Source organism: Maritimimonas sp. 2205BS37-2 (assembly GCF_056591755.1).
This window is the reverse complement of record NZ_JBWQOI010000002.1, coordinates 526,468-543,824: the sequence shown is the minus strand read 5'-3', so window position 1 is coordinate 543,824 and position 17,357 is coordinate 526,468. Positions and strand designations below refer to the sequence as shown.

Annotated in this window: 15 protein-coding genes and 1 tRNA gene; 6 read left to right on the top strand and 10 right to left on the bottom strand. The window is 33.8% G+C overall.

Translation table 11 applies throughout. The features are described from left to right. Position 1: 1 nt before the first annotated feature. From AC1EUU_RS09855 to AC1EUU_RS09835, 5 genes are all read right to left on the bottom strand, one after another. Complete coding sequence (locus tag AC1EUU_RS09855; RefSeq protein ID WP_480201251.1) at positions 2 to 844, bottom strand: type 1 glutamine amidotransferase domain-containing protein; 843 nt, start codon at positions 842 to 844, stop codon at positions 2 to 4. Between the two features lie 37 nt (positions 845 to 881). Next, on the bottom strand, positions 882 to 1,796 hold the full coding sequence (locus tag AC1EUU_RS09850) for a helix-turn-helix domain-containing protein (protein WP_480201250.1): 915 nt from the start codon (positions 1,794 to 1,796) through the stop codon (positions 882 to 884). A 134-nt stretch (positions 1,797 to 1,930) separates the two neighbouring features. Continuing rightward, complete coding sequence (locus tag AC1EUU_RS09845) at positions 1,931 to 2,992, bottom strand: alpha/beta fold hydrolase (RefSeq protein WP_480201249.1); 1,062 nt, start codon at positions 2,990 to 2,992, stop codon at positions 1,931 to 1,933. A gap of 64 nt (positions 2,993 to 3,056) precedes the next feature. Then, the gene (locus AC1EUU_RS09840) at positions 3,057 to 3,836 is read right to left on the bottom strand and encodes a LytR/AlgR family response regulator transcription factor (RefSeq protein ID WP_480201248.1); all 780 of its coding nucleotides are present in this window, start codon (positions 3,834 to 3,836) and stop codon (positions 3,057 to 3,059) included. A gap of 1 nt (position 3,837) precedes the next feature. Then, positions 3,838 to 4,878, bottom strand: coding sequence for a sensor histidine kinase (locus tag AC1EUU_RS09835; RefSeq protein WP_480201247.1), 1,041 nt, complete (start codon positions 4,876 to 4,878; stop codon positions 3,838 to 3,840). Between the two features lie 255 nt (positions 4,879 to 5,133). Between AC1EUU_RS09835 and AC1EUU_RS09830 the strand changes: the two genes are divergently transcribed. Genes AC1EUU_RS09830 through AC1EUU_RS09815 form a run of 4 tightly spaced genes read left to right on the top strand, consistent with a single transcriptional unit; the run spans position 5,134 to position 9,994 of the window. Continuing rightward, the gene (locus AC1EUU_RS09830) at positions 5,134 to 5,367 is read left to right on the top strand and encodes a hypothetical protein (protein WP_480201246.1); all 234 of its coding nucleotides are present in this window, start codon (positions 5,134 to 5,136) and stop codon (positions 5,365 to 5,367) included. Continuing rightward, positions 5,364 to 6,239 (top strand): ABC transporter ATP-binding protein, encoded by an 876-nt coding sequence (locus AC1EUU_RS09825; protein ID WP_480201245.1) that lies wholly within the window; start codon positions 5,364 to 5,366, stop codon positions 6,237 to 6,239. The genes AC1EUU_RS09830 and AC1EUU_RS09825 overlap by 4 nt, the downstream gene beginning before the upstream one ends. Positions 6,240 to 6,258: 19 nt before the next feature. Next, complete coding sequence (locus tag AC1EUU_RS09820; protein ID WP_480201244.1) at positions 6,259 to 9,756, top strand: M1 family aminopeptidase; 3,498 nt, start codon at positions 6,259 to 6,261, stop codon at positions 9,754 to 9,756. A 16-nt stretch (positions 9,757 to 9,772) separates the two neighbouring features. Continuing rightward, positions 9,773 to 9,994, top strand: a complete 222-nt coding sequence (locus tag AC1EUU_RS09815) for a hypothetical protein (RefSeq protein WP_480201243.1) — start codon at positions 9,773 to 9,775, stop codon at positions 9,992 to 9,994. 625 nt (positions 9,995 to 10,619) lie between these two features. Here the strand turns inward: AC1EUU_RS09815 and AC1EUU_RS09810 are convergent. From AC1EUU_RS09810 to AC1EUU_RS09800, 3 genes are all read right to left on the bottom strand, one after another. Next, the gene (locus AC1EUU_RS09810) at positions 10,620 to 11,900 is read right to left on the bottom strand and encodes a hypothetical protein (RefSeq protein ID WP_480201242.1); all 1,281 of its coding nucleotides are present in this window, start codon (positions 11,898 to 11,900) and stop codon (positions 10,620 to 10,622) included. A 224-nt stretch (positions 11,901 to 12,124) separates the two neighbouring features. Next, positions 12,125 to 12,198 (bottom strand) — tRNA-Arg (locus tag AC1EUU_RS09805). A gap of 210 nt (positions 12,199 to 12,408) precedes the next feature. Further along, positions 12,409 to 12,564 carry a hypothetical protein gene (locus AC1EUU_RS09800; protein WP_480201241.1) on the bottom strand — a complete coding sequence of 52 codons (156 nt, stop codon included), beginning with the start codon at positions 12,562 to 12,564 and terminating at the stop codon, positions 12,409 to 12,411. Positions 12,565 to 12,811: 247 nt separating this feature from the next. Here AC1EUU_RS09800 and AC1EUU_RS09795 point away from each other — a divergent pair, with 247 nt between their 5' ends. Continuing rightward, positions 12,812 to 13,171, top strand: coding sequence for a hypothetical protein (locus AC1EUU_RS09795; protein ID WP_480201240.1), 360 nt, complete (start codon positions 12,812 to 12,814; stop codon positions 13,169 to 13,171). A 252-nt stretch (positions 13,172 to 13,423) separates the two neighbouring features. Here AC1EUU_RS09795 and AC1EUU_RS09790 read toward each other — a convergent pair whose 3' ends face one another. After that, positions 13,424 to 14,755: a hypothetical protein gene (locus AC1EUU_RS09790; protein ID WP_480201239.1), complete on the bottom strand. Its 1,332-nt coding sequence runs from the start codon at positions 14,753 to 14,755 to the stop codon at positions 13,424 to 13,426. A gap of 582 nt (positions 14,756 to 15,337) precedes the next feature. On the opposite strand from AC1EUU_RS09790, the gene AC1EUU_RS09785 reads away from it, so the two are divergent. Further along, a complete protein-coding gene (locus tag AC1EUU_RS09785) occupies positions 15,338 to 16,279 on the top strand; it encodes a calcium/sodium antiporter (protein ID WP_480201238.1) in 942 nt (313 codons plus the stop codon). Between the two features lie 53 nt (positions 16,280 to 16,332). On the opposite strand, the gene AC1EUU_RS09780 is transcribed toward AC1EUU_RS09785, so the two are convergent. Continuing rightward, complete coding sequence (locus AC1EUU_RS09780) at positions 16,333 to 17,355, bottom strand: glutamine synthetase beta-grasp domain-containing protein (RefSeq protein ID WP_480201237.1); 1,023 nt, start codon at positions 17,353 to 17,355, stop codon at positions 16,333 to 16,335. Positions 17,356 to 17,357: the final 2 nt, after the last annotated feature.

Sequence of the window (17,357 nt, the reverse complement as noted above, 5' to 3'; positions counted from 1 at the left end):
CTTATTGATTTTTATTGTTAAAGGCATCCAATATTTTCGTAGCAACTGTGGCTGCAGCAGTTGGATCCTGGCCAGTTATGATTCTTCCATCAACTGTATAGAAATTATCCCAACCATCTTCTGAAAAAACAAAATTTCCACCTCTTTCTTTAATGGCTTCTTCGATTGAAAAAGGGAATTGTTTGTAGTATTCTGCATCTTTTCTCTCAAATTTGTCAGGAAATCCGTTTATATTTTTTCCAGTATACAAATACTTTCCATCAGATGTTCTGAGGTTGACAATTCCCGCTGTACCATGGCATATTGCTGAGACGATGCCATCATACTTTTCATAAATTGTCATTACGATTTCTTGAATTTCTTCATTCTCGGGAACACCGTACATAGCAGCTCCACCACCACCATAATAGACTGCATCGTATTTTTGGGGGTTGATTTCAGAAGGTTTTTTAGTGGCATTAAGCATAGCCATAAAGTCGCAATCATATAAATAGGTTTTTTGCAGCTTATCTGAAGTGGATATATAACCTATGGGGATGCTACCTCCTTCTGGACTTACAAAGTCAACATCGACTCCTGCATCCGCAAGAACATCGTATGCCAAGACTATTTCTGCGAAGTGATTGGATGTATTAATATCGGAAGAACCATACGTATGTTGGTTGGAAACAATAAATAGAACTCTCTTTTGAGAGCTACCTATCTCAAAGTGTTCGCTCAAAGCATTTGCTTCTGCAATTTCTTTTTTTGGTTTATGGTTGCATGACATGATTGCCGTCGCAGTCAGAAGAATAAGAATTTTTTTCATGGTTATAATTTTCCACGAATATCTTTTCAATCTCATTCTAAGGAGTAATTTTTTATAGAGTAGAAGTACAGTTCTATAGATTCGTACTATGAGAATCCTTATACGCAGATGGAGTTGTACCTGTATATTTTTTAAATGCGGAATAGAACGTTGACTTTGAATTGAAGCCGCAATCATATCCAATAGACTCTAAGGTGAGCATTTTGTTTGCAACTATTAAGTCTTTGGCTTCGGCTATTCTAAGCTCGTTGATGTATTGGTAAAAAGTCTTTCCAATTTGTTCATTAAGTAGCTGCGAAAGCTGATGTACGGATATTTTAAGCTCTTTTGCTAATTCTGGCAACTTTAAATTTGAGTCTTTAAATAATTTTTCCTTCTTCATTTTGCTATCCAGAATTGTGATTAATCGAACAGCTTCATCATCGCCTATTTTTTTATAGTTTTCTTGTTTATACGATTTATAAAGAATGGATGATTTCTTTTTATTGAATACAAGTAGAAGAATTAATAGGTAGATGATAAATGTGAAAGACAAAGCGCCAACAATATAATATGTGTACCTGAAAGAGTAGAACGCGGCAAGAATTATGACATTACCGAAAAAAACACTCAAAGCCCAAACTTCAATATTCTTTAGTCTCTCCTTTGCTTTTATGAGTTTTCTAAATAAATCCCGAATAATATACCCTGAAGCTAATGAGTAAATAAACCACACTAAGTAAATGCTCATAATAATGTATTCCCTCCATAAAGTTGAGTGCGTTTTAAAAGGAAATTTGTAGCCTATAAAAACGATTATTGGAAGAAGTATTAATATATGATATTTCCAATGCTGTTGAATTTTACTCTCAGGATTGAAAACGGAGTCTAAATAAAAGTATAGAAATGGCCCAATAAACAAGCACGAAGATAAACCAATCTGTAAATAAATAGAAGCTAAATCAGGGTTGAAGTAGAAAAAAACAGACTTACCAATTCTAACACTCAAGATTATAAGTAGAGCCCCTAAAAATCGATTTGAAATATGTTTAGGTTTGGCAAAAAATAAAAAATAAAAACCCATCAGTAACCCATTAAGAGCACCAATAGCACTAAAAAGAAACAATAATTGTGAGTTAAAATTCATATTTGTTTTTCTATTTCTTTTTTTACTGTTCGCACTTTGCGATTAAATAAATTAACTTCATCAAGAAAGGGCGAGTGGGCTGATTCTTCAAAAAGGAAAAACTCCTTTTTAATTGCCTTCAATTGATTATAAAACTTCGCCGTTATTTCTAATGGTGATTGATAGTCATGTTTCCCATGAAAAAAATAGACTGGAACTTTCAAACTGTCTATTTCTTCAAATAAATTGGAAGCTAATTCATCATCCCATAAATGGTTCATCGAAAAGAAATTTCCCTTTAAGAATTTGTGCTTATCGCGTAGCGTATATTCTCTGGTGTTGATTATTCGCATGGTAACGTCTGTCCATGTATTGAATTCTCTCCTCGTCATACCACCACCAAATTTGTTTACATATTTTCGCTGAACCATTAAATAATCAAGCCACTCTTTATTCGATGCGTTCTTGAGGGGTAGATTGATTTCGTCAAGCTCATTTTGAGCATTTTTATCTTCCAATTCTATCGCTTTTTGTACAACCCAGTTTAAAGAGATTTTCTCAGCTTCATATTGGTTGCATACTTGGCCGATTCCTATGTAGACATCAAACAATTCGGGTTGCCTATCGACGGCTTTCAAACCAATTAAAGTTCCCCACGAATGACCCATTACATAGACTTTATTCTTGTTGAATTTTTTGCGCAATAGCTGAGATAATTCAATAGTATCTTCGACTAACTGATTAAGATTCATGGATTCCATTGGAATGTCTTCTGAATATGATTTTCCAGCACCTAGCTGCTCCCAATATACCATGACAAACTCATCTTCTAAATTGAGTTTGGGATTCTTTAAGAAAGCATATTCAGGAGAGCCAGGGCCGCCATGTAGAAAAAGCAGTACAGGGTTTAACGAATCTTTTCCTCTTATTATCAAATATTGTTTTATCTCGCCAAGTACAACTTCTTCTATTTTCGAAATACTCTTTGGAATAACGCGTCCATTCTTAGCCACTAAAGGAACCGCTTTCCCTGGGTTTTTTATGCCAAGAAACGAGAATACAATTAAGGCTAGCAGCAAAAGAACTGCGAGGATAACTACTATTTTTTTTAACCATTTATTCATAATTGCGGTAGCAATACTGCTAATTATTCTCCAACCAACTTTTGAATCCAGGAGACCTACTGTTGGATGTATATAATGTTGCTTTCGGGTTATCCAATTGAATGGCTAGCCTATTCTTGGTATAGAGACTGTATTTTATAATACTAGCGATGTTTACAATTTCGCTTCTATTTATTTTGAAAAATTGCTCTGGATTAATTGCCTCTTCTATTGATGTCAAGGTATAATTTAGTATATGTTTTCTGCCCTTTGAATCAATTGCAAGCACAAAGTCACCTTGGGCCTGAAAGTAAGAAACGTCATTAGTTTTCAGTAAAAACACACCCTCCCTCTTTTTAACTGAAAAAGTTTTTTTATAGTTAATGCTCTGATTTTCTACCAATGACTTTAATTCGGTTATAACCTCTGAAGAGATATTGAATTCTTTCTTTTCTTCATCTTTGAAGAGTTTGAGGTACTTGTTCCAGGCGCTTTCAAATTGTTCATTCGTATATGGTTTTAACAAGTAGGCAATTCCATTTGTGCTAAATGCGTCAACATAAAATTCATTGTATGCAGTACAAAAAATAATAGGGCAATTGGGCTGAAAAGTATCATAGATTTTAAAGGCATTACCATCTAGTAGTTCAATATCAGAGAAAATAACATCAAAGTCTTTGTGCTCTCTTAAATGAATGATTCCATCGGATACGGTTCGTTTCCATATAATGGTTGCATCAGGACAATGTTTTTTTATCAAATCGTTTAATTTTTCACCAGCCCTTTGTTCATCTTCGAGTACAAGAATTTTTTGAGTCATATTAGGTCAATTTCTTTATTAACGGTAAAGTCACTTTAAAGTGGGTATTATCTTCAATTGTGATGTGTTGATTACTCAAAAGATAAAATCTCGATTTTAGGTTTTTCAAGCCAGTCCCTAGACTTTTAACATTGGTTGTTTTTAATTTCTTTTCGTGTTCTACAGTAACACCTTTTTCGTCTAATCTGATGGTTACCTTTAGAGGTTCATCTATACAACCTTGATTGTGTTTTACTACATTTTCAATAAGGTTTTGTATGGATGCTGGTGGAATTATATAGTCCTTAATGGATAACAAATCGTTAATCTTGAAGAAGTCATACGCTTTTGCATAACGCTCATCAATCAGATAGATGTAATCATCAATAAAATGCCACTCATCAGTAAGGCTAACAAAATCGTTGTCCAAACTTGTTATAAAGTAACGGTACATATTAGAAAGGCGATGCAAGTATTTTTTTGCTTTCGTTTTATCCCTTTCTATTAAATCATCAAGGGCATTCAGGTTGTTGAATAAAAAATGTGGGTTTACATGAGCTTTCAAAACATTAAGCTCCATCTGGATTTTTTCGGTTTTTAGTTGTTCTATAAGCTTGGTGTTGGCAATTCTATCTTTTGTAAATCGATAAATGAATGAACTGAGTATAGCAAACCAAAATATACTCGGCGCACCGACGAAAATACTATCTCTTCCTAGAAGTTCATGCTCATACCCCTCAATTGAAAAATTTGGTATCGGAGAACCAAGAATCGTGACGGTTGCTCTAACCAATTCTATAGCTATCGCTAAAGCACCAACTGCAATAAGGTAACGTATCCAGTTTCTGCCCTTTAAAATTTTAGGTATGGCCCAGAAAGCATTTCCGTAGAAAAGGATTGGAAACAAAATAACAAGAATGGGCGCAGGAGTATTTAGGCGTATGCTTTTATCAAACCAATTAGAGAACCAGTCCACATTGGCAAAGCTAAAATACAAAATCCAAATCGCTAAATGAATCAGTAATTCGGTGTTTTTTTTAAAGAATGTTCGCGTAGAACCCATTCGTTTTTTTGTGGGCAATCTATAAAATATATTGAAAATACCAATCGGTTTCACTTTGAACTGAGGTGAAAGGCCTAGGAACTGGACCAAAAGCACTTTGTATTGGGGGATTAACTTCTATTTATTTAAAAATCAATGAATTGCTCATTTATCGAAGATTTCCCCTAATTAGGCAAAAGACTACCTCTGTATAATGAAATATCCTTTGAATAGCACAGCTCTCAGAATAGTTTAGCGGTATCAAAACTCAAAGTCATGAAATTAAAAGCACTAACAACAGCTGTTCTTCTCCTTACCATAGGTTTGGGAATGAACTTTATTAAAAGAGTATATCCAGCGACAAGAATTTACTGGAAAAAGTTCTTAAGAAAAAGGGAACTGAAAAGCTTGAAAACAATTTATCTAGTATGGCTGGATAATGCGTTCAAGGTTGAGGCCATTTACCAATTAAGATTATTTAAAAATTCATTTCAAAAAAATAACATATGAAACTTTCCATTCAAAATTTGACAAAGACCTATAGTAATGGAGTTAAGGCCATCGATAACCTGACTTTGGAAATAGGAGCTGGTATGTTCGGTTTGTTAGGACCAAACGGAGCAGGTAAATCCTCATTGATGCGAACCATTGCCACTATGCAAAGACCAGATTCAGGACTCATAAAATTTAATGATATAAGTGTTTTGGATGACCCTATGTCGTTACGAAAAGTATTAGGCTATTTACCTCAGGATTTTGGGGTGTATCCAAAAGTTTCTGCAGAAAAGTTGCTAGACTACTTTGCAATACTTAAAGGTATAGGTTCTAAAAAAGAAAGAGGTATTATCATTGATGAAGTATTGCAGTTAACCAACTTACAAGAGGTTAGAAAAAAGAGCGTAAGTGGCTATTCTGGAGGAATGAAACAACGCTTTGGTATTGCTCAACTATTGTTGAATAATCCACAGCTAATTATTGTTGATGAGCCGACGGCAGGTTTAGACCCAGCAGAAAGAAACAGGTTCCTAAATGTTTTAAGAGAAATAGGCACGAATAATACAGTAATCTTCTCTACCCACCTTGTTGATGATGTTAAAGACCTGTGCAACAGCCTTGCCATTATCAACGGAGGCAAAATACTTATGAAAAGCACTCCTGCAAAATCAATAAAGGAGCTAAATGGTAAAGTTTGGACGAAAAAGGTTGACAGTAGCGAACTGCCTAAAATTGAAAGTGTATACCAAGTCCTTTCCTCAAACTATAATGACGATAACTCTTTATCAGTAAGAGTATATTCTCCAGGGCAACCAGACAGCTCTTTTGAGAACGCAGATTCTACTTTGGAAGATGTTTACTTCACAGAGTTAAAAAAAGAAGCATAATAACCTTAAAGATAAAATCATGTTATCAAAAATATATACATACGAGTTAAAGAATTGGCTTAAAAAACCAGGTACATACATCTATATATTGGTTTTCTTCTCAGTTGCTCTAGTTACTATGTTAGGCACTGGTGGTTTTTTTGACGGACCCTCAACAGCAACAGGTAAGGTAAGGTTATTGAACTCTCCACATGAAATCAATTATCTGCTACAATTTTTCAATAAGTTTTTTTTGTTCCTCCTACCAGCAATCATAGGGACGACCATTTATAAGGATTACAAGAGCAGAACCCACAGTATTCTATATTCATACCCGATAGATAAAAAGGGTTATTTACTTGGCAAGCTCTTTGGGGCGTTGACAATAGTTTTGCTAATTACATTTTCAGTTGGAGCAGCTTTCTTATTGTCAGAAATAATCTTAGGAACTGCTAACCCTCAAATTGATGTTACAAATGTGCTTGGTTATATACAAACCTATCTGGTTTTCACCATACCAAATATGTTGATGTACGGTGCCTTAGTATTTCTAGTAGTCGCTGCTACACGCAATATTTATGCTGGATTTGTAACGGTAATATTATTGTTCTTGGTTCAAATAATTGCTGAAAATCTATTCGTCAATAATAATTACCTAATTGGTTTGTTCGACCCATTTGCTCAAAATGCAGTAGGTTACGAGACAAGGTTCTGGACACTTGACGAAAGGAATACCGAGTTCATTCCTTTATCTGGAATAGTTATGTTTAATAGGCTAATTTGGTTCGGTATCATCGCTGTAATCTTTGCGTTTTTTTACAAGGCCTTTAAATTTAACCAAGATGGTTTACAATTCAATTTTAAAAAAGCGAAAGGGAAACGCCTTATCAAGAATAACTTTCAGAGTACAGGAAAGGTATATATATCAAAGGTTAATCATAAGTATGATTTTCGAAATAATTTAAAGACACTTTGGAAACTTGCCAGAATAGAGTTCTCTTATATTATCAAGAACCCTATGTTTTTGATATTGGCCGCTGTAGGCATTATGACCATGGTTTTTGTACTTACCAAAGTAACCAATACTGGAAATATGGTATTGTTGCCTGTAACCCGAATAATGATATCTGGCCCTGCGTTTTTCTTCACTTTATTAGCAATGGTAATCACGTTTTTATTCTGTGGTATGTTGGTGCATAGACCAAAATCTACGCGAATGAACCTTTTAACTGACATTACACCAACACCAAACCGGGTGTTTATGCTATCTAAAGTGATTGCCATTATTAAAATGCAGATAGTGCTGCTATTTGGTTTAATGTTGTCTGGTATTATCGTTCAACTGTTTAATGGTTTTACAGGGATTGATTTAGGGCTATATGTATTTCACCTATTTGTGATAATTCTTCCTGTTTTAATTGTCTGGGCACTTGCATCCATTTTTGTGCACACCTTGGTTCCAAAATTATACCTCGGACTTTTCCTTTTGATATTGGTATGGATTGCTGTTGACAGCTTGCCAATGGCAGGAATTACGTCAAGGCATTTCAAGTTCAATGCTCCTGAACAACTAAAGTATAGTGATTTGGATGGGTATGGAAGTAGTTTACCATCATACATAATGGTAGAGTCCTATTGGATGATTTTTGGTTTACTACTCCTAATACTTGCTTTATTGCTTTGGAGAAGAGGATTCACCTTTTCAATTAAAGAAAGATTTTCTCTATTGAAATCCAGATTTAAAGGTAAGGTAGCCTTGTTGACCAGCATTCTTTTTTCGGCATTCGTAACACTTGGATTTATGATACATAGGGGAGAACAAAAAGTTCAATTCTCTAATCAGGTACAGAAAACTGCATTAAAAAAATTCAAAGAGAATTATGAGTCTTATATGAATATAACTACTCCTAAAATTTCTGCAGTGAAAATCGAATTGGACATTTACCCGAAGAGAAGATCGTTTAAGGCTACTGGGCAATATACAATAACCAATACCTCTGAAAAGCCTATTGATACACTTTTGATAAAAACAGGATTCGACGAGATAACGAGTTATGAGTTAAGTATTGCAAATACGGTTATCAGTAAAGACAGCATGATGCAATTTACCATTCATAAATTGAGTGAACCTATACTTCCTAAAGATTCCTTAACGATGAATTTTGAAGTAAAGAACAAAGTGAATACCATATTTGAAAGGAATTCAACGGCTCTAAAAAATGGAACATTTATTTTGAATAATGCTTTTCCAAGACTTGGGTATTTCATCAATGAAGAAAAGAAATCGCCGATTGATTCGACGGCGCACAAAACTAGTTATGCAGCTTGGGATGCGGATTTAGTATCCTTTGAAGCCATTGTAAGTACTTCTGATGAACAAATAGCCATAGCTCCTGGTTATCTAAAAAAGGAATGGAAAGAAAATGGACGCAATTACTACCATTATAAAATGGATAAGGATATCAAATTACTGTATGCCTTTAATTCAGGTAAGTTTGAAAAGACTACAACGGAGTACAAAGGGGTTAATTTGGAGATTTATAGTCACAAGAAGCATCAATCAAATAATGAAGCCATACTAAATGGTTTAAAAGCAGCCATTGATTATAACTCAAAGTATTTTAGCCCATATCAACATAGAGAAGCAAGGGTAATCGAATTTCCAGATTCAGAAGGAACTTTCGCCACAACAGCGGCTAATTCCATACCTATGTCTGAAACAAGGTTTATTATCAATTCAAAAGAGGAAAACGATAAAATTGATTTATCATTTTACGTTCCTGCGCATGAGTTAACGCACCAATGGTGGGGCAATCAATTGATTCCTGCTGATGCTTATGGTGCAAAGATGCTTACCGAAAGTATTACCGAATACATCTCTTTAAATATGTACAAAGAATTCTTCGGTGAGTTGAAAGGAGGCAACTTTTTAAAGTTTCAGCGTAACCGTTACTTGCGAGGCAGAACGAGAGATTCTAAAGGAGAAAGCCCGTTGTATTTGGTTAGTGATGACCAAACCTATATCTCTTATGGTAAAGGAACAATGACTTTTAATACGCTTCGACACTATTTAGGCGAAGATGTTCTCAATAATATTTTAAAAGAGTTTTTGTTTGAGTACCAGTATAGAACAGATGAATATCCGACTTCATTGGATTTGATAAATACGCTTAAAGCCAATGTTCCTGAAAAGTTTGTCTACCTCATTGATGATATGTTTATGAACAAAGTGTTCTATGAGAATTCTATAGAAAAAGCTGAAATAATTGAGGTTGGTGACGAGTACAAAGTTTTAATTGATTTGAACGTAAACAAGTATTCTGAAAATGAAGAAGAAGTTGAAATGCCTTTGAATGATTTCATTGAAGTAGGCTTCTATGGAGCAGATGATAAACTCTTGTCAGTAGAGCAAATAAAAACCAACAGTAACAAGGTTCATCACTCCTATACACTTGAGCAAAAGCCAGCAAGAGTCGTAATCGATCCTAACATGTTAGTGATAGAAAAAGATATCAAAAACAACGTTTTTGAATTCTAAATAAAACCTCTGACCGATGATTCAGTTTGATAAAATAGTCGATGAATTGAATGATGCTCTAAATAATCTAGAGGTGGAGACTTCAGATATATTTCTGAAATCTGAAAAGGCTATTCAATTGATTAAATCATCGGTAGAGGCATTAAGAGGTTTGGTGATAAAATACGACTTTGAGAATGATGAAGAAGAAATATACTTCTTTAAAAACACCAAACCTCTTTTTGTTTTCTTAAAATAGGATTGTACATATTTCATAGTTGTCATCCTTAAAGTTAAACAGTAAGATGAAAGTCAAGTCAACTAAGACTCGTGTTTTGACTATTCGGTCAACATGTTGACCGATTAAAAATATGTTGACCGATTTGTTGACGTTTGGAATCATATCAATTCAAATCGTATTATCGCTTAAAAACAATGAAACCTTGCAAATCATAGATTTTGCAAGGTTTTTAATTCGTTTGGAGTTCCTTTGTACGCTCTCCTGAAAATACAAACTTGCATCACTTGTGTGCTGTGGTCTTGTCATTTCCCGTAGCTTAAAAAAGCTATTCGCTTTCGACACTTCCAGAAAAAACAAAACCCTGCATTTTCATACAGGGTTTGCACTTTAAGTGACCTCGGCAGATTATCTCTGATGTTCCCTAGCGCTCCGTAGTCTAAATGAAAAGTCACGAATCTCCGATTTGTGCTTTTTTGTTTGTATTTCGATCCTTGAACAAGTTCAAATCTCATCCAAACAAAAAAGTCTGCAATATTATGCAGACTTTCCATTCTTAAGTGACCTCGGCAGGATTATTGTATTTGTATAACACTATGATTGATAGTTGATTATATTTTTATTTGTGTCAATTTTGTGACACATTTTATTTTTTTCTTTTATCGAATTCTTCAATTATTTTACACGTGAGAGGGTAGACTTCATGATGTTCTTTTCTAAATTCTTTAAATACTTCTTCAAAATTATATTTTTTACCATATTTTTTACTCGTATAATCAAGCAATTCCACACAAAATTCTACTTCTTCATAATTCATATAATGGCAGGCGTATGTAAGCAATCTATATATATCAGCAGTGCTAATTTTATTAAGAAAAGATTTATCAATTATAAATTTTGCCATTTCAACGTCGCCTGATTCTCCGTTCCTTGAGAGAATTCCAAAATTCGATCCTGAATGACGGTAAGTTAGAAATTCATTCTTAAAATGCTTCATCAACTCTTTAATTTCAAATTTCCCTTTAAGGCTGCCACTTATATTATATAAAATTTGTCTTAAGGTATGGTACTCGAGATTTTCAATTAAGCGAAACAAATCTTCCTCGCTAAAAGATCTATAATCCTTAAGGTTTTTAAGCATAAGATCACTTCTCTTATTTTCTTTAGTTTTGTCACTCAGGATTTTGATGATTTTACTTTTATGTCTTTCATTGTTGTTGTCGACCAACACGTTGAGTATAATAGATATGCTATTATGTTCGAAATTGTCTTCAAATAATTCAAAACCCAGATCAATCGTTTTGTTATAATTAAGAGCTAAAAGCTTATGGAAAAGACCATAGATATTGTTGTTAGTAAATGAATTATTCGAAAGGCTAAATTCTTTTTTTAGAAATTCTGAAAAATTCTGAAAATCATTATTATAATTTAATTGTGTATTGTCATATGCTTTACTAATTGCAAGCCATCTTTTAAACGGATCTTTTAAAGGGAGATCTCTATATATTTCTTCCAGCTGATTTGAATGAATTTTTTTTATAATTTCCTCCGGAATATCCATAACCTGGGCCAATAATTCTTTAGCCTGTGTCATTTTTCCAAATGAGTACAAGCCAAAAATGACTATGATCATTGTAAGGAACATCCCGAAAAGTACAGTTGTGTAGTTTAAGTAAGAAGTAGTTCTGTCAAACTCTTTAACTATTAATGTTTCTACAGATTCTTCGATTGTACTTTCAAATTCCTTTTTCGAATAAGAGTTAAATTCATTTAATGTCAACGAGTCTACTACCGAAAGAACAGGGTTAATTTTTAAGTTAATATTCTTTTCTTTTTCATAAATCGACCCAAGGAGAATTCCTAAAAATAATATAGAAAAGAAAGTTATTACACTGATTAAAACGACTCTTATTGAAATTTTATTCATAACGGGTTTGAAGTTACATTCATAATAATAAATTTTGACACAGAGTAGTAAATTTGTGTCAAAAATGTGTCAAGCTTAATTTTTTTATGTTTTTAAATAGCTCATTATCAGCTGGTTAAAATATTAATAATTTGAATTTATTTTAAAAGCATAAAACCCTAATTTTCAGAGAGTTAAAATTTGAAATACAAATTAAATGTCTGATAATCAGGGTTTTAAATAAGTGACCTCGGCAGGATTCAAACCTGCAACCTTCTGAGCCGTAATCAGATGCGCTATTCAGTTGCGCCACGAGGCCATTTTTAGGGCTGCAAATATACCTTATTTTATACTATAACCAAAAATATAATAAAAATAATTTACACAGTAATTTGCAGCACCAAAGGGTTGTTACACGTGAAGTAAAGTATATACAAAAGCAATAAATAAAACTATTATTGCAACAAGGGCTATTGCGATATAAAGACTGTCATTATGCTTTATTTCTGTACGTTTACGTTTTGAAGATTTATTTTTCATTCTGCATATTTAAGTCAATACCTAAAATTTTATTCTTAATACCCTGATCTTGTTCCATAGCGGCTTTTCTTTCAATATATACCGTAAAAATTGCTTCTTCAATACTCTTATTTTCATAGCGACCATTAAATACGTGACTTATCATTCTATCACTATAAGGAGTTCCTTTTTTAGATGTTATTTTATTAAGTGCAAGCTTCTGTTTTACATCAGCTATATAATCGCCTTTAAGTACTTTTTTTAATTGTATTTTTGCTCAGGGGTAATCATTTTTTAGAAGAAAAGCTACTATTTATTATGGTATTATTACTAAATTGCGAGATAATTGCGATACAAAATAATAAATTATAGTTTATAAAAACAAATTTTTTATCGATTAATTTATATAAAAAATGAAAATAGTTGACAGAATTAGACTATTTATTGAATATAAAAACGTTAGCTTAAGAAAATTTGATGAGTCCATAGGGATGAGTAAGGGCTATATGAGTCGTCAAATAAAATCTAATGCTTCTGTTGGCGGCGATGTGTTGGAGAAAATAATCGACACATACCCAGAATTGAATCCAATTTGGCTATTACGTGGAACTGGAGAAATGATTGTTCCTACAAATTTAGTTAATGAGCAAGAGCTTACCTATAGAAAAACTTCTGACGCTTTTGCAGACACGCTACTTGAATACTTAGATCATCCGAAGATTAGCAATAAGATCAGAACGATGATCGATGAGCGCCTTGATAATGAAGGGTGATCTTTAAATGGCTGCACATCAACTAATCGATCGCATTTTTTGTTATAAAATACCTCCAGCCTATAATTGCTAGTTGTAACTTAGACGCTTTAGAAATATCTAGTTGTCTTTTTGTAAAGCTCGGTAGAATTACTTTGTTAAATTTAGCTAAGAGTTTAAAGAGTTGTTTTTTCATAGCGTAAAGCTACAAATAAAAGCCTTTAATCTTAATAACTCATTAAGATAAAGGCTCTTTGGTTAGTGTAATAATGGCTATTTATTTTCTACCACCATTTTTTTTGCAATCTCAGCACCTATAAGTGATTCTAATAAATTGCCCGAATTGGTTGATTTGCTACTACCTTCTATATAGGTAGCAGGTAATTTAAGCGACTTTAATTCGGCGGCAACTCCAACGGCAGTTTTAAAGTTCCATTCAGCGCGCTCTTGCGGAGTTAAACCTGCACTTACCAATTTGGTATTTTCATATGCTTGTGCATCTGCTAAGGTTTTGCGAGTTTTGGCTTTAAAGATTGCCACTTCATAAAGTTTCTTTTCTTCAATTAAATTGAATTCAGCAACTTTGGCTTGTGTTTCCGCGGTTATGGTTTGTTGTATTTGTTCCTTTTCCAAGCGAGCTCTTTCGGCAGCTTTTTCGGCTTCACCCTTAGCTTTTTCCTTTTGTGCACGATAAAACTCGCGCTCAGCTTGTTGTTTCTCTAATTGGGTTTGTGCTACCTCTTCCTTTTGTAATTGTAAACGTTTGTCAAAAGTGGGCTCCCAGTCAATTTCGTTTACTACAGCTTGCACCACAGTTAATCCGTAAGATTTTAATGAATTACCATGTACACGCACTGGTTCACCATCTTTAAGCTTAATTCTAAAGCGCTTTTGGCGCGTTTCTTTATTAATTACTGTTCTTACTACAGTACTGTCGCCAATTACATCAGGGGTTTCGTATTCAACGTACTCTTCGAGTACATACATTCCATTCTCTAATTGATCTTGAAAATATCTGTCAAAATCGGCTGCTTGCCCTGAGATATAATCTTGGGCTGCCATTAATTTGCACGTATTTTTAATCGATTGGTCAATATTTGGTACAATGCGCGAACGTATTAAGTTTTTTTCAGTTTTATTTCTATCGGCTACAGATAAGAACTGTTGGTTATCGCTAGTATTAATGCTTATTACTACTGAAGTTGCAATTTTGCCTTTCACAGCATCATTAAATTCCCAGTGTCTCGCAGGATCTGCATATGCATATCTACTTTGATCACCTAAATCGCCATCTTGATTAGGAATGACATATTTAATTGGCATTTCAAATTGAATAGGAATTAACCTTCCCCACATTTTTGTATGAATTCCTTGACGGAAAACTGCTTTTTGTCCTCCCCAAGGATATTGAACGGCATAAGCAGTACCAGGTTCTGCATAAAAAAAGATGCCTGTAAAAATGCTTAAAATGATTCCAGTAACAATAAACTGTATACTTCTTCTACGTGTAAACCAGCCTATAACTTTATTGTTTTTAAAGATTGGTTTTAAAATGATCGATAAGATTCCAATAATGAGCACTAAGGCTCCTAAAAATGTTAGCATGACTTTTGGTTTGTAAGGTTAATAATTAAAATAAATTGATAATCGTTTCAACAATAAAAATGATTAATACTATCATGGTTGTTTAAGGTTTTGGTTGATAAAATTTAGTTGTTAGAATTAATTCTTTATTCAGTATATGAAGTTTTCAAAAATTAGGTCACATAAAAAATCAAATATTTATGCGTTTGCCTATCAAATTTCAATTATTTTTAAAAATTAAAACCACAGGTGTAATCATTCAATCTACAGTATTGTTAAATATTTTAATCATATATAACATTTTGTATTAACAATTGTAATATTTGTAGTAGCTTTTTTATGCTTTTTTTATCTTTTTGATCAAAAACCGTCTTTTTTCACCTCTTTTTTTGCGTTTTCGTCTTTTAATGATGCCTAATTGACTATTTCTTGTTGAGATAAATAACATTGATTTTTGCTAAAAAAATTGACATTTTTGGTTTAGTATGTTTTTATAGATTTAGCATCAAATTGATAATAGCGGTATTTATTATTATTTAAGATTTCAAAGAGTATACTAAGTGTAGGTTTGATTTAAAATTTATATTTGTCGAAAAATTACCTATGAGTATTCTTTATATTGTTTTGGGCTTGGTCTTATTGGTTTTAGGAGGGAACTGGCTACTAAAAGCTGCTGTAGGACTATCCTTGCAATTAGATATTCCAAAAATAGTTATAGGTATGACGGTAGTGTCATTCGCTACCTCTGCTCCAGAATTGATTGTAAGCGTAAATTCTGCTTTGGAAGGAGCAACAGGCCTTGCCATAGGTAATGTGATTGGTTCTAACATTGCAAATTTAGGGCTCGTCCTAGGAGTCACAGTTACGTTAGCCAGCATACAAGTTGAAAAAAGTTTTTATATCACCGATTGGCCGGTTATGATGGCAGCTTCGGCTATATTGTATTTTTTTATATTTCAAGACGCAATCATACAGCAATATGAAGGCGTGATAATGTTCTCAACATTAATAGTCTTCTTAATTTACTTATTGAGATTTCAAAAACCGGCTGTTGTTGATGAAATGCCAGAAGACGATGTACCACTACCTTTATATAAAATTGTTTTGTTTTTAATTCTTGGTGGTATTGGTTTATGGGGTGGCTCAGAACTTTTAGTTGATGGGGCCAAAACATTAGCACGGGGTATGGGCGTGAGCGAAGCAATTATTGGGGTGACCGTAGTTTCGGTGGGTACAAGTGTTCCGGAGTTGGCAGCGTCAATAATAGCAGTGATGAAAAAAGAGAAAGCCATTTCTTTAGGGAATCTCATAGGTTCTAATATCTTCAATATTTTGGCTGTTCTTGGCATCACGTCAATGATTTTACCAGTTGAGGTTAAGCCGGAAGATATGAGCTTAATTACGAATGATATTTTTTGGATGTTAGCAATTTCCTTTTTGATATTACCATTGGTATTTTTGCCAAAAGGATTTCGATTGAATTGGCGAGATGGTATTTTTTTATTAGGAATATATGCAGTGTTTATCTACCGATCATTTAATTAAGAAATAAAAAAGCCAACTTAAAGTTGGCTTTTTTATTTTATATGAAATTGAATTTATACTAATGCTTCAACATCTGCACTTTTCACGGTTTCAACAATTTTACCGGCTACCTTATATGGGTCGGCATTTGAAGCCGGACGTCTGTCCTCTAACCAGCCTTTCCAGCCTTTTTCTACGGTAATAATTGGTATTCTAATAGAAGCACCTCTATCTGAAACTCCATAACTAAAATCTTTTATAGAAGCAGTTTCATGTAAACCTGTTAAACGCTGATCGTTGAATTCACCGTAAACATCTATATGTTCTTTTGTAACGGGTCTAAAGGCTTCACAAACTTTCTCATAAACTTCTTTGCTTCCACAAGTACGTAATAAAGAGTTAGAGAAGTTAGCGTGCATACCAGAACCATTCCAATCTCCTTTTACAGGTTTTGGGTGATATTCTATATAGTAACCATAATCTTCGGTTAATCTATCTAATAAGTAACGAGCAGCCCAAACCTGATCTCCAGCATTTTTAGCGCCTTTAGCAAAAATTTGGAATTCCCACTGACCGCAGGCAACCTCTTGATTGATACCTTCGAAGTTAATTCCGGCAGCTAAACATAAATCTGCGTGGTCTTCAACCAATTGTCTGCCATGAGTATTTCTACCACCAACAGAACAATAATACATACCTTGTGGACCAGGATATCCGCCTACAGGGAAGCCTAAAGGCAACTGCGTAGCAGTATCCATAATAAAGTATTCCTGCTCAAAGCCAAACCAGAAATCATTATCATCATCATCAATTTTTGCTCTGGCATTTGTAGGGTGTGGTGTGCCATCAGCCTTTAAAACCTCAGTAATTACCAAATATCCATTTTTACGGGCCGGATCTGGAAAAATAGCAACAGGCTTTAATAAACAATCAGATGAATCTCCTTCAGCTTGTTTAGTAGAGGAGCCATCAAATGACCAAATTGGACAATCTTCTAACTTTCCACTAAAATTGTCTTCAACTTTAGTCTTACTTCTCATGTTTTGAGTTGGAAAGTAACCGTCTAACCAAATGTACTCAAGTTTAGCTTTACTCATAA

Coding starts and splice junctions, on each gene's coding strand:
- AC1EUU_RS09855 (WP_480201251.1), bottom strand. CDS start 844: ATGAGATTGAAAAGATATTCGTGGAAAATTATAACCATGAAAAAAATT.
- AC1EUU_RS09840 (WP_480201248.1), bottom strand. CDS start 3,836: ATGACTCAAAAAATTCTTGTACTCGAAGATGAACAAAGGGCTGGTGAA.
- AC1EUU_RS09835 (WP_480201247.1), bottom strand. CDS start 4,878: ATGGGTTCTACGCGAACATTCTTTAAAAAAAACACCGAATTACTGATT.
- AC1EUU_RS09830 (WP_480201246.1), top strand. CDS start 5,134: ATGAAATTAAAAGCACTAACAACAGCTGTTCTTCTCCTTACCATAGGT.
- AC1EUU_RS09825 (WP_480201245.1), top strand. CDS start 5,364: ATGAAACTTTCCATTCAAAATTTGACAAAGACCTATAGTAATGGAGTT.
- AC1EUU_RS09820 (WP_480201244.1), top strand. CDS start 6,259: ATGTTATCAAAAATATATACATACGAGTTAAAGAATTGGCTTAAAAAA.
- AC1EUU_RS09815 (WP_480201243.1), top strand. CDS start 9,773: ATGATTCAGTTTGATAAAATAGTCGATGAATTGAATGATGCTCTAAAT.
- AC1EUU_RS09810 (WP_480201242.1), bottom strand. CDS start 11,900: ATGAATAAAATTTCAATAAGAGTCGTTTTAATCAGTGTAATAACTTTC.
- AC1EUU_RS09800 (WP_480201241.1), bottom strand. CDS start 12,564: ATGATAAGTCACGTATTTAATGGTCGCTATGAAAATAAGAGTATTGAA.
- AC1EUU_RS09795 (WP_480201240.1), top strand. CDS start 12,812: ATGAAAATAGTTGACAGAATTAGACTATTTATTGAATATAAAAACGTT.
- AC1EUU_RS09790 (WP_480201239.1), bottom strand. CDS start 14,755: ATGCTAACATTTTTAGGAGCCTTAGTGCTCATTATTGGAATCTTATCG.
- AC1EUU_RS09785 (WP_480201238.1), top strand. CDS start 15,338: ATGAGTATTCTTTATATTGTTTTGGGCTTGGTCTTATTGGTTTTAGGA.
- AC1EUU_RS09780 (WP_480201237.1), bottom strand. CDS start 17,355: ATGAGTAAAGCTAAACTTGAGTACATTTGGTTAGACGGTTACTTTCCA.